At 32.6% G+C, this 15,093-nt stretch carries 14 protein-coding genes; 7 read left to right on the top strand and 7 right to left on the bottom strand.

The features are described from left to right. From G4L40_RS07215 to topA, 7 genes are all read right to left on the bottom strand, one after another. On the bottom strand, positions 1-1,053 hold the full coding sequence (locus G4L40_RS07215) for an NAD(P)/FAD-dependent oxidoreductase (RefSeq protein WP_166236530.1): 1,053 nt from the start codon (positions 1,051-1,053) through the stop codon (positions 1-3). A gap of 65 nt (positions 1,054-1,118) precedes the next feature. Next, entirely contained in the window at positions 1,119-2,051 is a 933-nt protein-coding gene (gene porN / locus G4L40_RS07210) for a type IX secretion system ring subunit PorN/GldN (RefSeq protein ID WP_166236529.1), read from the bottom strand. Between the two features lie 39 nt (positions 2,052-2,090). Further along, the gene (gene porM / locus G4L40_RS07205; RefSeq protein ID WP_166236528.1) at positions 2,091-3,620 is read right to left on the bottom strand and encodes a type IX secretion system motor protein PorM/GldM; all 1,530 of its coding nucleotides are present in this window, start codon (positions 3,618-3,620) and stop codon (positions 2,091-2,093) included. Between the two features lie 51 nt (positions 3,621-3,671). Continuing rightward, positions 3,672-4,304, bottom strand: a complete 633-nt coding sequence (gene porL / locus G4L40_RS07200; RefSeq protein ID WP_166236527.1) for a type IX secretion system motor protein PorL/GldL — start codon at positions 4,302-4,304, stop codon at positions 3,672-3,674. A 51-nt stretch (positions 4,305-4,355) separates the two neighbouring features. Beyond that, positions 4,356-5,738 carry a T9SS ring complex lipoprotein PorK/GldK gene (gene porK, locus G4L40_RS07195; RefSeq protein WP_166236526.1) on the bottom strand — a complete coding sequence of 461 codons (1,383 nt, stop codon included), beginning with the start codon at positions 5,736-5,738 and terminating at the stop codon, positions 4,356-4,358. Between the two features lie 155 nt (positions 5,739-5,893). Next, entirely contained in the window at positions 5,894-7,042 is a 1,149-nt protein-coding gene (locus G4L40_RS07190; protein ID WP_166236525.1) for a formimidoylglutamase, read from the bottom strand. Positions 7,043-7,045: 3 nt separating this feature from the next. Continuing rightward, the gene (topA, locus tag G4L40_RS07185; RefSeq protein WP_166236524.1) at positions 7,046-9,547 is read right to left on the bottom strand and encodes a type I DNA topoisomerase; all 2,502 of its coding nucleotides are present in this window, start codon (positions 9,545-9,547) and stop codon (positions 7,046-7,048) included. Between the two features lie 254 nt (positions 9,548-9,801). Here topA and miaB point away from each other — a divergent pair, with 254 nt between their 5' ends. The 7 genes from miaB (at position 9,802) to G4L40_RS07150 (ending at position 15,092) form a co-directional block, all read left to right on the top strand. After that, a complete protein-coding gene (gene miaB / locus G4L40_RS07180) occupies positions 9,802-11,250 on the top strand; it encodes a tRNA (N6-isopentenyl adenosine(37)-C2)-methylthiotransferase MiaB (RefSeq protein ID WP_166236523.1) in 1,449 nt (482 codons plus the stop codon). A gap of 41 nt (positions 11,251-11,291) precedes the next feature. After that, positions 11,292-11,663, top strand: coding sequence for a GxxExxY protein (locus G4L40_RS07175; protein ID WP_166236522.1), 372 nt, complete (start codon positions 11,292-11,294; stop codon positions 11,661-11,663). Between the two features lie 45 nt (positions 11,664-11,708). Beyond that, positions 11,709-12,968, top strand: a complete 1,260-nt coding sequence (locus tag G4L40_RS07170; RefSeq protein ID WP_166236521.1) for a sigma-54 interaction domain-containing protein — start codon at positions 11,709-11,711, stop codon at positions 12,966-12,968. Then, positions 12,968-13,471 carry an LptE family protein gene (locus tag G4L40_RS07165; RefSeq protein WP_166236520.1) on the top strand — a complete coding sequence of 168 codons (504 nt, stop codon included), beginning with the start codon at positions 12,968-12,970 and terminating at the stop codon, positions 13,469-13,471. Before G4L40_RS07170 ends, G4L40_RS07165 begins: the two co-directional genes overlap by 1 nt. Positions 13,472-13,520: 49 nt before the next feature. Further along, positions 13,521-14,312, top strand: coding sequence for a tetratricopeptide repeat protein (locus G4L40_RS07160; protein ID WP_166236519.1), 792 nt, complete (start codon positions 13,521-13,523; stop codon positions 14,310-14,312). Next, positions 14,312-14,677: a preprotein translocase subunit SecG gene (secG, locus tag G4L40_RS07155; protein ID WP_166236626.1), complete on the top strand. Its 366-nt coding sequence runs from the start codon at positions 14,312-14,314 to the stop codon at positions 14,675-14,677. The genes G4L40_RS07160 and secG overlap by 1 nt, the downstream gene beginning before the upstream one ends. A 139-nt stretch (positions 14,678-14,816) precedes the next feature. Continuing rightward, positions 14,817-15,092, top strand: a complete 276-nt coding sequence (locus tag G4L40_RS07150) for a co-chaperone GroES (RefSeq protein ID WP_166236625.1) — start codon at positions 14,817-14,819, stop codon at positions 15,090-15,092. Position 15,093 lies beyond the last annotated feature (1 nt).

Genomic DNA, 15,093 nt, shown 5'->3' with positions numbered 1-15,093 from the left:
TTAGTTTCGGTTTTTTTTATAACATCTTGTAATATCAATTTCTTTTTCCAAAGGAATATTGTTTTCAATATGCTGAAATAATTGATTGGCCAAATATGGACCAAGCATCACGCCACGAGTTCCTAAACCATTTAAAACATGTAATTGTGAATGAATAGGGTGTGTTCCAACTAATGGCCTTCTGTCATTAACTGTAGGACGAACACCTGCAAAATGTTTCACAATTTCAAAATCGCACGAAATTAATTCTGAAAGTTTTTCAATCAATTCATCTTTACCTGCTTGAGTTGGTGTATTTGTTTTGTCAATCCAGTCATAGGTAGCACCTACTTTATACAAATCATTTCCTATAGGTAGAATAAAAACACTTGATTTAATAACAACATCAAGTTTCAAATTTGGAGCTTTGATAATTAATAACTCACCCTTAGTTCCATCTAAAGGCAAATCATTAAAATATGGATTAGCGTGTAATCCAAAACCTTCAGCAAAAATAATATGCTTAGCCTTTATGTTTTTATATTTTATTCCACCTTCTAAAAATTCAATTTCATCATAATTAAATGTATCGTCTGAAAAACAATTTATAGATTTTAAAAAATTAGTATAGGTTTCAATCAAAATTGATATTTCAAGATAACCTGTATGGTTTACTTTACCATAATGAAAAGGAGAATCAATACTTGAATAAAAACGTGTGACTAATTTAGCATCTAAAAAAGGGGCTAAGTTTGGTTTATCAGCTGCATGAAACCAATTGTTTTGTTCTTCAACAGAAAATAATTTACGAAGTATCGGCAATTCAAAATCGAAAACTACATTTAATTTAGATTGAATATTATGATATAAAGGAAATGCAAAATCAATTTGTTCTTTAGCTTTCCATACTTCACTAAAACGTTTTAAAACAACTGGATTATACAAACCACCAGCCACACGAGAAGAAGGTTGTGAATTATTATCAAATACAAAAATTGATTTATTGTTTTGCAAGGCAATTTCAGCAGAGGAAATCCCTGCTAATCCATTTCCTACGATTATAAAGTCTATCATGATGTAAAATTAAAAAACTCTTACCAATGGTAAGAGTTTTTTTAAATGAAATTGGAGAAATACTATTAATAATTCCACATATCTTGTTCAAAGTCACGAATTTTTTCTTTTACGCGCTCAGATTCTAATAATTGCATTTGTGCATTTTCTTTCATATAGTCTTTAATTAGACGGTCTCCATATACGTTTTCCTCTAAATAAACTACACCATTGAAACGACGCGCATTTAATAAATGATCAAAAGTGAATGACATTGCAGAATTTCTGTTATTAAATGCTTTAGCAGCATGTAACACATCTCTTGAAGCAGGGAAATAAACCCAAAATAATTCTATGTATTCTTTTTGTGCACTATCATCACCCATTGTATAAACATCAGGTACAACAGGACAAATTCCTAACATACGATATTTCAACTCACCTTGACGTTTGTCAAAATACCAATATCCTACAACTTTATATGCGTCTACATCATATGCTTGGATTTCAGTTTTTCTGATATATTCTTCAGAAATCTTTTTAATTCCTTTTCTGTAAGCATCAATATCTTCATTCATTTGTTCTCTTCCAACATCAGATGTGTCAATTTTAAACAATGAAGCTTCAATATCTTTTAAAGTTTTCTTAGTTGTAAAATAACTAGAATCATAAACTTCTGTTATTTTTCCTTCTTTGATGGCAGAAACTAATACATTATATAAAGGTCTTCTGTCTGGAGAAGACATTACATCACCATCCACAGGAAAATAAAGTGGAAAGTTAACTCTTTCATCTAAATCAATAATTTCCCACATACGTTTACCCATCAAGATATCTCTATCATGAACATAACCGTAAGGTAATGGTTTATCATTGTCTGCACTTAATTCAGCTTCTGTTTTCTTCCCGATTTGATCAGGCGTCTTTGCATTTAAAAGATTAGACTGAGCAAAAGTAAAAGTCGAACTTAAACCTAATGCTAAAATTGCTATACTATTTCTCCAATTCATCTTATTCATTTTAATTTGGTTTATATTATAAACGCAAAATATAATTTTTTATTTTATTTCGTAAGTACAAGGTGATACACGTTTTGCAACTTGATCAATACCTTGGAAACTTGCTTTAATTTCAGAGATGATAACAACATCACCTCTAGAGGCCTTAGCAATTGCTGCTTTAGCTCTTGAATCCATTCTATTACCTGATACAACAATAGTAGGCTGACCTGGAACTTTGATATTAAATTGAGTAACATTTACATTTACTGGAAAATCAAAATCTTCCATAACAGCTGTAACAGTACAAACTTCAAGATTATTTTTTGGACCAGAATTCTTTTCAGAACCACCCACTTTTCCAGTTGGAGCAGGTAAACCTTTAATTCTAAATACTTGTGCGCTAGACATTGTTTTACCATCAGGCATAGTAGCAGAAACATTAATTTTCACTTCACTACCAGAACCTGGTTTTAACATGAATTTACCATCACCTACTTTTGACATTCCAGGAGCATTAGCATTTACTTTGTTAGAAGCAATACCAGGAACAGAAATAGAAATAGGGTTAGGAACACCACGATAAACAACATTCATTTTATCAGCTGAAATAATTGCTTGGTTAGGACGAGGAACTACAACGTAAGTTCCTTCGAAACTTAATGGAATTTCTTTACCATCTTCCAAGAAACCAAACTTACCTGATATTTTTTGTTCACCAATAGATCCAGCAGTAGTAGATATAACAGCTTGTCCATTTTCAATTTTCCCTGGACCATTGAAAGAAGTAGGAACAGTATTAGCATCATAACGTCCTAAAACAACTTTACCTTTTACAGTTTCTCCTTGAAAATAAGCATTTTTCTCTAACACCACAATTGCCTGGAAATTTTTCATAGAAGCAGCAGATTTTAATGCGTTTCCTAAGAATAAATTGTAAGCACCAGCTTCAGTATTTTTAACATCATTTTGCATAGCTGTTAAAAAAGTTAAAGTAGAAACAGCTGGAAAACCTTTAGTTTTGTAATCTAAAAATTTAACTTTTACACCTTCTCTATTAGTGATATCAGCAGTAGAAAATTTCTTTTCGATTTCTTTAATAAAAGGAATATATTTTACATCAGTTCCTAAAACTTTTTTAATATCACTTACATATTTATCAATTTTAGAAACAATTTCTGTACCTCTTGGACTGTAACCGTCTCCAGCAAACCATTTTTCATCAATAGTTGATTTATCCATAGATTCAAACGGTAATTTTCCATTTTCATCAGGCTCTATACCTTCTGTAACTTCTGCCTTAACAGTTTCAATAAAAGCTACAAAATCTTTAGATAATTTAGCCACTTCTTTGGCTTTTCTAGCTGGTTCAGCATATTTAGCTGGCTCATCAGCAGCTTTAGTATTTAAAGCTGATAATAAATTACCATTTGCCTCTTCTGTTAATTTATTTGACTCTGTAAATTTGTCATTAAAATTACCAAAAGCTGTTAATACTTCTTTTGACATGTTTAATGCCAACATTGCGATGAAAACCAAGTACATTAGGTTAATCATCTTCTGTCTAGGGGTTAATTTTCCTCCTGCCATTTTTTCTTTAAATTAGTTTTTAATTAATAAATTATTTAATGATAAAACTAATTATCCTCTGTTACTCATAGCAGTAAGCATACCTCCATAAACAGCATTTAAAGATGCAATGTTTGAAGTCATTGATTGCATTTGCTCTTTTAATTTAGCTGCATTTTCAGCAATTTCTTTGTTAGCTTGTGCATTTCTATCAGCACTCTCTAATTGTACTTTATATAAACCGTTTAAAGCTTCCATTTGTGCAGCTGCCGTAGACATTTCTTCAGCATATTTCTTTTGACCTGCCATAGCATCTACAGTTGGAGAAATTGATTTTGCAGCACCTTCAAAGTTTTTAATACTATTTCCTAAGCTTGCCATTAATTCTCCATCAATTTTAGCTTCTTTTAACATATTATCTAATTTTTGAGATAATAATCCTTGAGCTTCAGCAGGATTTTCTTTTTTATCTTTTGCTTTAGCTTCACCACCAGCTAATTCAGGATAAACCAAAGACCAATCTAAATCTTTTTCAACTGGTTCGAATGCAGATAAAGCAAAGATGAATGCCTCTGTTAATAAACCTACAACAAGCATTGGTCCTGCTCCTGGCCAGTGCATCAATTTGAATAATGCTCCAACGATTACAACTGCTGCTCCCATTCCGTAAAGGAATCCCATCATTTTTTTGCTTAATAATGCCATAATAAATAAATTTTAGTTAGTTAAGTTAATTATATAAAAATTGGTTAAATACTATTTTGGTCTGTTTCCTGTTGCTGCTGTTCCCATATAATCTTGAACAGTTCTGAATCCAATGTAACTTCTTGCTGAATCTGCATATTCGAAATCACGAGTTGAAACTTGTAACATAAAACCTACATCTTTCCAAGAACCTCCACGTACAACTTTACGTTGGTTAGATTTATCAGCAACGTGAGGATTCATAGTTGAAACAAATTCATATGCTTCTGCAAAATATGAAGATTCTGTCCACTCAGAAACATTACCAGCCATATTGTATAAGTTATATTCATTTGGCTCATATGATTTAGCTTCTACAGTATATAATGCACCGTCAGCAGCATAATCTCCACGATTTGGTTTAAAGTTTGCCATAAAGCAACCTCTGTCATTTTTAGCATAAGGGCCTCCCCAAGGATATGTAGCACCTTCTATTCCACCTCTAGCTGCGTATTCCCACTCAGCTTCAGTTGGTAAACGGAAAGAATTCACTTGATCTCTTCCTTTTTTCTTTTTGATATAAGCATTTTTATACATAGTTCTCCATGCACAAAAAGCTTTAGCTTGATTCCAAGACACTCCAACTACTGGATATTCACCATAAGCTTGGTGCCAGAAATAATCATTATGCATTGGTTCATTGTATGAATAAGCAAAGTCTTTAATCCAAGCTGTTGTATCAGGATAAATTTCGATAGGTGGCGCATCTTCGTAGAAGTTTTTACGACCTTTCTTTTTAACAGCTTTATTCAAATCAACTTGATTGTATTTGAATTTTAATTTAGAAGCATCAATAGTTTTTAAACCATTATATGATTCAGATTCTGGTAGGTACATAGAATCCATCACTTCAACATAAAATTCGTCAGGATATTTTCCTGGCTCTTTAATCAATTTGATTTTTTTGTTTAGCTTTCTTCCAGCATAGATATCGTCATCTGTACCAACACTATAATAGTTTTCGTACATATACTTATCATAAGGAGTCATTTTTTCTGGATCTACATCAGCAAATCCAAAATCACCAATACTTCCGCCTTTTCCACTTCCAGAACCTGGTTTCTGACCTTGTTCATCAGCTAAAATTGCTAAGCGAGTTCTGATTGTTGAATCTTTTACCCATTCAACAAATTGACGATACTCACTATTTGTGATTTCTGTTTCATCCATATAGAACGAACGAACAGTAACTGTTTTAGTAGGCGCGTCTTGAATATTAGCTAAATCATCATCTGATTTACCCATAATAAAGGCTCCTCCAGGAACTAATGTCATCCCATAAGGCTTCTCAGGATGCCATTTTCTTCCTTTAACTCCTACTACTTCTCCTTTATCGCCTTTACCACAACTGATAAATAATGACAAAATTGCTGAAAATGCAACAAACTTCTTCATATAAATTTGGGTTAAATGTAACTTCTTTTTAAGGGCGTAAACCTATTCAATAATTTTGAAAAAAACAATTTTTTTTTAAAAAACGTGAAAAAAATATCCATAATTTAAAAAATCATTATTAATTCATTCAACAAAACACAGTAAAACATGCTGATTTACAAGACATTTCTTCGCTGAGCTTTCCACCATCTTTCAGGAATTTCTTGCTCGCAAGCTGCTAAATAATCCTCATTTGTGCAAGGTAATAACGTAATTCTTTTTAATTTATTATTAACATTTGTTAAAAAAGGTATTTCTATCCACCAACGAGCTGTTTTATTGCTTTTATAAAACACTAATTCTTCATCATCAATTGGCACAATATATTTGATATAATTCTCTTTACTTCCAAATGGATATTCATTTGAACGAAAGCTAAATCCCTCAATAAAATACCAAATCATTTGTGCAATTAATACATTTTCTTGTGCTGTAGCATTAAAATTAAAAATTCCTAATGAAGAAACTTTATCACTAATTCCAGCATATCTTGTTAATGCACAAATTTCTTTTCCATTAAACCCATTAGGATTAAATTGTAAGAAATTTCCAGAAAAAGAAGATTGAACAGCCGTAACGTCAATACTAACTAAATCAGCATCTCTAAAAACAGGCTCTGCAACAGCTATATTGTTTGAAACTTCTCCCAAACGATAAGCTTCAAAATATAATTTTTCTATTAAATCAATTTCCTCTTGTGAATTATAATAAGTCTGATAACCCAAATTTGCATAATTAAATAAATTATTAGGTTCTTCAACGACAATTTTTGACAGAAAAGAATTTGACATTAACGAATTTTCTTTAGCAAAATCAAATTGATTATCAACAGCAACTAGATTTACCATTTGATCCAAATTGTCATATGCACGATACATCGCATAGGTTAGATCTTGGCTACCGCCAATTATGATAGGTGTAATCCTCTTCTTTATTAATTCTTCAACCAACTTTTTTACAACAAAATAGGTATCCTCAATACTAGCTCCTGCCTCAATTGTTCCTAAATCAACAATTGATACATTCCAATTTCCAGGATACAAACTATACAATTGTTTTCTGAAATCTTCAAAAGCAAAATCATTGTTTGATTTGTTTGCACCTCTATTTTCGTTAACCGTAATAATTGCCAAGGAAACATTATCTAGAACAGGAAAATCCGTTTGAGTATGCAACGCAACTTTTTTACCTAATGTTTGATTAGATAATTTTGAAATAAATTCTTCAACTGAAGCTGAAACGGGCTGTAAAAAATCAAAAACCATTGATTATTTCTTTTTTGCGGTTGTTTTCTTAGCTGGTGCTTTTTTTGTTGCTGTCTTTTTAGCTGGAGTTTTCTTTTCAATCATTTCTTGAACTTGCGCCAAGGTTAATTTTGAAGCGTCAACATCTTTACTTAATTCAATTTTGATTTTACCTTTGGTAATTACAGAACGACCCCAACGTGCTTTTTCCACTTTGATTCCTTCTTCCTTCCAATCGTGAAGTACTTTATCAATGTCTTTTTGTTGCTTTTCTTCGATTAACTCGTTTAAATCTGATTGCGATAAATTATCGAAATTGTATTTTTTATTTACATTGATGAACATTCCGTTCCATTTGATAAATGGCCCAAAACGCCCCACTCCTTTTTGAATTGGCAATCCATCATAAGTTCCAATTGGCGCATCAGCCTGAACTTTCTCATCAATTAAGCCCTGAGCCTTTTCCATAGTAACATCCATTGGATCTACTCCTTTTGGTAACGAAATAAACTGAGAACCAAAACGAACATAAGGACCAAAACGACCATTGTTTACTTCAATTTCTTCTCCTTTATAAGTACCTAATTGTTTTGGAAGTAAAAATAAGTTCAATACTTCTTCCAAAGTGATATTTCCAATATTTTGGTCTTGACGTAAACTTGCAAATTGTTTGTTTTCATCATCAATGTCTCCAATTTGAGCCATTGCTCCATATTTTCCTAAACGAACCGAAACTTGTTTTCCTGAAACCGGATGTACTCCTAAAATTCTTTCACCGCTTTCTCTGTCTGCATTTTTCTCTACATCAACTACATTTGGATGAAAGTGTTTGTAGAAATCATTCATCATTTTAGCCCAATCCACTTTTCCTTCTGCAATTTCGTCGAAATCTTGCTCCACTTTTGCCGTGAAATTGTAATCTAAAATCGTGTTGAAGTTCTTCACTAAGAAATCGTTCACGATAATTCCAATATCAGTTGGAACTAGCTTTCCTTTATCTGAACCAACATTTTCTGTTAAAACTTGTGATTTTACTTCACTATTTTTTAAAACGATTTGCGTGTATTTTCTTTCTTGACCTTCAAAACTTCCTTTTTCTACATAGGTTCTGGCGATAATCGTAGAAATAGTTGGCGCATAAGTTGACGGACGACCAATTCCTAATTCTTCTAATTTCTTAACCAAAGAGGCTTCAGTGTAGCGGCTTGGTGGACGCGAAAAACGTTCCGTAGCCGTGATATAATTATTGGTAAGTTTTTCGTTTACTTTTAAAGCAGGTAACATTCCTTCTTGTTCTTCATCGTCATCATCGTTTCCTTCTAAATACACTTTTAAGAAACCTTCAAATTTGATAACTTCTCCAGTTGCTGTAAATGTTTCAGAATGATTGCTTGCTTCGATTTTTACATTAGTTCTCTCTAATTCAGCATCGCTCATTTGAGAAGCTAATGTTCTTTTCCAAATCAAATCATACAAACGCGCTTGATCTCTATCAATATCTACTGTGTGACGCGACATATCCGTTGGACGAATCGCTTCGTGCGCCTCTTGTGCTCCTTTTGATTTGGTATTGAAATTTCTTGGTTTCGAAAATTCCTTTCCGTAGTAACTTGTAATTTCGGCTTGAGCTGCCACCATTGCTTCTTGAGATAAATTCACACTATCTGTTCTCATGTAAGTGATAAGTCCAGCTTCGTATAAACGTTGTGCAATTTGCATGGTAATTCCAACAGGCAAATACAATTTTCTAGCTGCTTCTTGTTGCAACGTTGATGTTGTGAAAGGTGCTGCTGGCGATTTTTTTGTTGGTTTGGTTTCTAAATCTCCTACTTTGTAAGATGAACCAATATTTTTAGCTAAGAAATCTTCTGCTTCTTTTTTAGTTGAGAAGTTCTTAGGTAATTTTGCTTTGAATGTTTTTCCAGCTTCGTTAGTGAATTCTGCCGTAATACTGTAAGAAGCTTCTGGTTTGAAATCCTGAATTTCTCTTTCACGTTCTACAATCAAACGAACTGAAACCGACTGTACACGACCTGCAGACAATCCCCCTTTTACTTTTTTCCAAAGCACTGGCGATAATTCATAACCTACTAATCTATCTAAAACTCTACGCGCTTGTTGTGCGTTTACTAAGTTATAATCAATTCCTCTCGGATTTTCGATTGCTTTTTGAATAGCGGTTTTCGTGATTTCATGAAAAACAATACGTTTTGTTTTTTCTGGCTTCAATTTTAATTCTTCAGATAAGTGCCAAGAAATTGCTTCTCCCTCTCGGTCCTCATCGGAAGCCAACCAAACCATTTCGGCATTTTTAGCTAATCCTTTTAATTTGGTTACCAATGCTTTTTTATCAGCCGAAACTTCATATTTCGGTTTAAAACCATTTTCTACATCTACTCCTATTTCTCTCGAAGGCAAGTCGGCAATATGTCCATAACTAGACTCAACTTGATACTCACTTCCTAGAAATTTCTCGATGGTTTTTGCTTTTGCAGGTGACTCAACGATTACTAAATTCTTTGCCATTTCACTTTTTGTTTGTTCGGCAAAAGTATAGGTTTTTTTTAAATTTTAACATCGTGAATATTTTTTTACCTATAATTAACCAAAATATCTGTCAAATTACTCCTATATATATAGGTGTAAAATCCAAGAAAAACGGCTACTTAGAAATAGAGAAAAAAATAATTTAAAATTTCATGTTAAACCTTTTCTGCCATCTTGTCAGATTTTATAATTTAGTATTATCTTTGCAGACTGATTTAATGGAAATCTTTGATATGGAAAAGGTAATTGATGAAAACAAACAAGGTCAAAGTTTAGTGCTTGACCAAAAAGAAGGAAATACAAAAAAACTTTTTATAGAGAGTTATGGTTGCCAAATGAATTTTTCGGACAGCGAAATTGTGGCTTCTATTCTTCATGAAAATGGATATAACACCACTCAAAATCTTGAAGATGCTGATTTAGTTTTGGTAAATACATGCTCTATTCGTGATAAAGCAGAACAAACCATTCGTAAACGTTTAGAAAAATACAACGCAGTTAAAAAAATCAATCCTTCAATGAAAGTTGGAGTTTTAGGCTGTATGGCGGAACGTTTGAAAAGTCAGTTTTTAGAGGAAGAGAAAATTGTAGACATGGTGGTTGGACCTGATGCTTACAAAGATTTACCAAATTTATTAGCCGAAGTTGAAGAAGGAAGAGATGCTATCAATGTAATTCTTTCGAAAGAAGAAACGTATGGCGATATTTCACCTGTTCGTTTGAACAGCAACGGCGTAAATGCTTTTGTATCGATTACAAGAGGTTGCGATAACATGTGTACGTTTTGCGTTGTTCCTTTTACACGTGGACGTGAGCGTAGTCGTGAACCACAAAGTATCTATGACGAAATCCAAGATTTATATGATAGAGGTTTCAAAGAAGTTACTTTACTGGGACAAAACGTAGACAGTTACCTTTGGTATGGTGGTGGTTTGAAAAAAGACTACGACAAAGCAACTGAAATGCAAAAAGCGACTGCGGTTGATTTTGCTCAATTACTAGACAAATGTGCTACGTTGTTTCCAAAGATGCGTTTTAGATTCTCGACTTCTAATCCGCAAGACATGCATGTAGAAGTGATTGAAACTATGGCGAAACACCATAACATTTGCAACTACATTCACTTACCAGTTCAAAGTGGAAGTACTCGAATTTTACAAGAAATGAATCGTCAACACACGCGTGAAGAATACATCGCGTTGATTGATAAAATATACTCGATTATCCCAGACATTTCATTATCGCAAGATATGATTGCTGGTTTTCCAACAGAAACTGAAGAAGATCATCAAGACACGTTAAGCCTGATGGAATATGTAAAATATGATTTCGGGTTTATGTTTGCGTATTCAGAACGTCCAGGAACTTTAGCTGCCAGAAAAATGGAAGACGACGTTCCAGAAGAAGTTAAGAAAAGACGTTTAAATGAAATCATCGACTTACAACAAAGAATTGGTTTAGAAAGAACGCAACGTTTCATTGGACAAGAAGTAGAAGTGCTAATTGAAAAAGAATCAAAACGTTCAGATGCTCATTGGAGTGGAAGAAATTCTCAAAATACTGTAGTGGTTTTCCCAAAAGAAAATTACAAAGTAGGTGAATTCGTAATGGTAAAAATCACAGATTGTACCGCTGCAACTTTAATTGGAGAAGCGGTTGGTTATTCTGAAATAATGAATTAAAAATATAAGCCACGGATTAAAGGATTAACACAGATTTCAATATGGGACTTTATAGAGAAGAAGAAACTTTTAAAATTATTGGAATTTGTATGGAAGTTCATAGAAATCTTGGCCCTGGATTACTTGAAGTAGTATATAAAGATGCGTTAGAAATAGAATTTAAAGCAAATAATATTCCTTTTGAAAGAGAAAAAGAATTTTCAATCGAATATAAAGGAATAATATTACCGCATAAATTTTATGCTGATTTCATTGTAAATGAAGATATTGTTTTAGAAGTAAAAGCAGTAAAAGAATTTTCAGGAGAACATACTGCACAAGTATTGAATTACATGAAACTTTCAGATTCAGAAATTGGATTATTAGTGAATTTTCAAAACAAATCATTACAACATAAAAGATTAGTTTTTTAATTAATCCGTGAAAATCCTTTAATCCGTGGCAAAAAAATAAAAAAAATGGAATCAGTACAAGCTATAAAACAACGATTTGAAATTATTGGGAATGACCCAAAGCTCAATCGTGCCGTGGAGAAAGCCATTCAGGTTGCTCCAACGGATATTTCGGTATTGGTAACAGGTGAAAGTGGTGTTGGAAAAGAAAGTATTCCAAAAATCATTCACGCACTTTCGCACAGAAAACATGGGAAATATATCGCCGTAAACTGTGGTGCAATTCCAGAAGGAACCATTGATAGTGAACTTTTTGGACATGAAAAAGGTTCGTTTACTGGAGCAACTAATACACGTGAAGGCTATTTTGAAGTTGCGGATGGCGGAACTATATTTTTGGACGAAGTTGGCGAATTACCTTTAACTACTCAAGTGCGTTTATTACGTGTTTTAGAAAATGGCGAATTTATCAAAGTAGGTTCATCGCAAGTACAAAAAACGAATGTTAGAATCGTAGCAGCTACGAATGTGAATATGTTTGATGCGATTGAAAAAGGTAAATTCCGTGAGGATTTATTTTATCGATTGAGTACAGTTGATATTATGTTGCCACCACTTCGCGAACGTAAAGATGACATCCATTTGTTGTTTAGAAAATTTGCTTCGGATTTTGCGCATAAATACAAAATGCCTGCTATCAAATTAGATGACAGCGCAGTCGAAATACTTTTAAAATATAGATGGAGCGGAAATATTCGTCAATTGCGAAATGTAGCCGAACAAATTTCTGTACTAGAAACGAAACGTGAGATTTCATCACAAACACTTCTCTCCTATTTACCAATGGAGAATCCGAATTTACCTTCGGTCATTGGAACTAAAAAATCGGAAAGTGATTTTAGTAACGAAAGAGAAATTTTGTACAAAGTTCTTTTTGACATGAAGAGCGATTTGAACGATTTGAAAAAGCTTACGATGGAATTAATGCAAAACGGAAGTTCAAAAGTTCAAGAAACGAATAAAGGATTAATTCAAAAAATTTACGGTAAACCAGAAGAAAATGCTATTTTTGAAGAAGAACCGCGAGTTGAAATGCTTCCAAATCAAAATAATCTGATTCAAGAAGAGTTTGAAGACGATGACGATGAAAATTATTTATTTGCCGAAACCGTTGACGAAGAAGAAACATTAAGTTTAGAAGCAAAAGAAATTGAATTAATCAAAAAATCGTTGGATCGAAACAAAGGAAAACGAAAAGCCGCGGCTGACGAATTAGGAATTTCAGAACGCACTTTATATAGAAAAATTAAACAATACGATTTATAATGAGATATTTAATAATCGCCTTTACTATCACCATTTCACTACTTGTAAATAGTTGCGGAGTTTATAATTTTACAGGTGCAAAACCAGTAGATGCTAAAACTTTTCAAGTCAATTATTTCCAAAATAATGCCGAATTAATAGAACCTGGAATTGAAAGAACATTCACTTTAGAATTGCAAGACATCATTCAAAACCAAACCAATTTGAATTTAGTTTCACAAAGCGGTGAATTATTATATGAAGGCGAAATTGTTGAATATCGAATTACACCTATGACAGCTACAGCTGACCAAAGAGCGGCTCAAAATAGATTAACAATAGCTGTAAATGTCCGTTTTGTCAATAAAAATAAAGAAGATGATAATTTTGAAAAACGTTTTTCTTTTTATTACGATTTTGATGCTAATCAACAATTAGTTGGCTCACAACTTTCATCAGCATTAGATGTAATTTTTGAACGAATTACTCAAGACGTTTTTAATGAATCATTAGCTAAATGGTAATTTTAAACAGCTTTAAATTTTGAATTTGAAGTTGTAATTGAACTTGAAAATGAATATAACCGATTTAACATATCTTTTAAATAAGCCCGAAGCTACTAACGAGAAACAAACGATAGCTTTAGAAAATATTGTCTTGCAGTTTCCATACTTTCAGGCAGCGCGTGCTTTGCATTTAAAAGGATTGTACAATCAGGAAAGTTTTAGATATAATTATGAATTAAAAAAAACAGCAGCTTATACAACGGATAGAACTGTTTTGTTTGAATTTATAACTTCTGAAAACTTTATTGCTATTCAACAGGATAAGATTGATGAAATCCAAAAAGCTCTATTAAATATAGAAGTTCATCAAATTGAAGAAATTGTAGTTTCGCCAAAAACTGAAATTCATTCAGCAGAAGAAACAATAATCACAGAATCTACAGATGAAAAATTAGAAATTGGCAAACCATTACCATTTACGCCAACAGAAAAACATTCGTTTCAAGAATGGTTACAATTGACAAAATTTGCTCCCATAGAGCGTAATTTTGAAGAAAATAAGCCAGAAATTGATTCCGATAAACAAAAAAAAATAGATATAATCGATAAATTTATCGAAGCCAATCCAAAAATTGCTCCAGTAAAAGACATAACCAAAGCACCTGCAAATATTACTAAAAGCGATGAAGAACCAACACACTTAATGACAGAAACATTAGCAAAAGTGTATTTGGAACAAAAAAAATATAACAAAGCAATTCAAGCTTATGAAATATTAATTTTGAAATATCCAGAAAAAAGTAGTTTCTTTGCAGACCGAATAAATGAAATCAAAAATTTACAACAAAATAATAATTAATTATGGGATTTACAGGTTTTTTAATTGCGATAACAATTGTTTGTTTTTTATTAATCTTAGCTATTATGGTTCAAAACCCTAAAGGTGGAGGTTTATCTTCTTCATTTGGTGGTTCTCAACAATTAGGTGGTGTGCAAAAAACAACAGACTTTTTAGATAAAAGTACTTGGACATTAGGAATAATATTAATTGCTTTAATTTTACTTTCTAGTTTGAGTTTTAATGGTGGAAATGCTGCTACAGATTCTAAAATTTTAGGTCAAGACAACGCTGCTCCTGCAACAACTATTCCTACAACACCAGAAGCAAACAAACAAGCTCCTGCAGCTACAACTGCTCCAGTTGCTCAAGATTCTGCAAAATAAGAATTCATGAACAATATAAAAAAATGCCAGCCTGTCAGTGCTGGCATTTTTTATTTCAGCAAAAATGTCAGAAAATTCAATTGGCATAATTTCTGAATATTTTGAAGACGAAAAATTAATCATTAAAAAAAATAAAAATATGTCATTAAACATTAAACCTATTTCAGACCGCGTTGTTATTGCGCCTTTAGCAGCAGAAACAACTACAGCTTCTGGAATTATTATTCCAGATACTGCAAAAGAAAAACCACAAAAAGGAACTGTTGTAGCCGTAGGAAATGGCAAAAAAGATTACACCATGACCGTAAAAATTGGAGATACAGTTTTATATGGCAAATATTCAGGAACTGAATTCAAATATGAAGGTAAAGACTACCTGATAATGCGTGAGGACGAAATTTACGCAATCTTATAGC

Source organism: Flavobacterium celericrescens (assembly GCF_011392075.1).
GTDB classification, from domain to species: Bacteria; Bacteroidota; Bacteroidia; order Flavobacteriales; family Flavobacteriaceae; genus Flavobacterium; species Flavobacterium celericrescens.
Note: the sequence above shows the minus strand (reverse complement) of the source record. Positions and strands in the feature narration are given on the sequence as shown.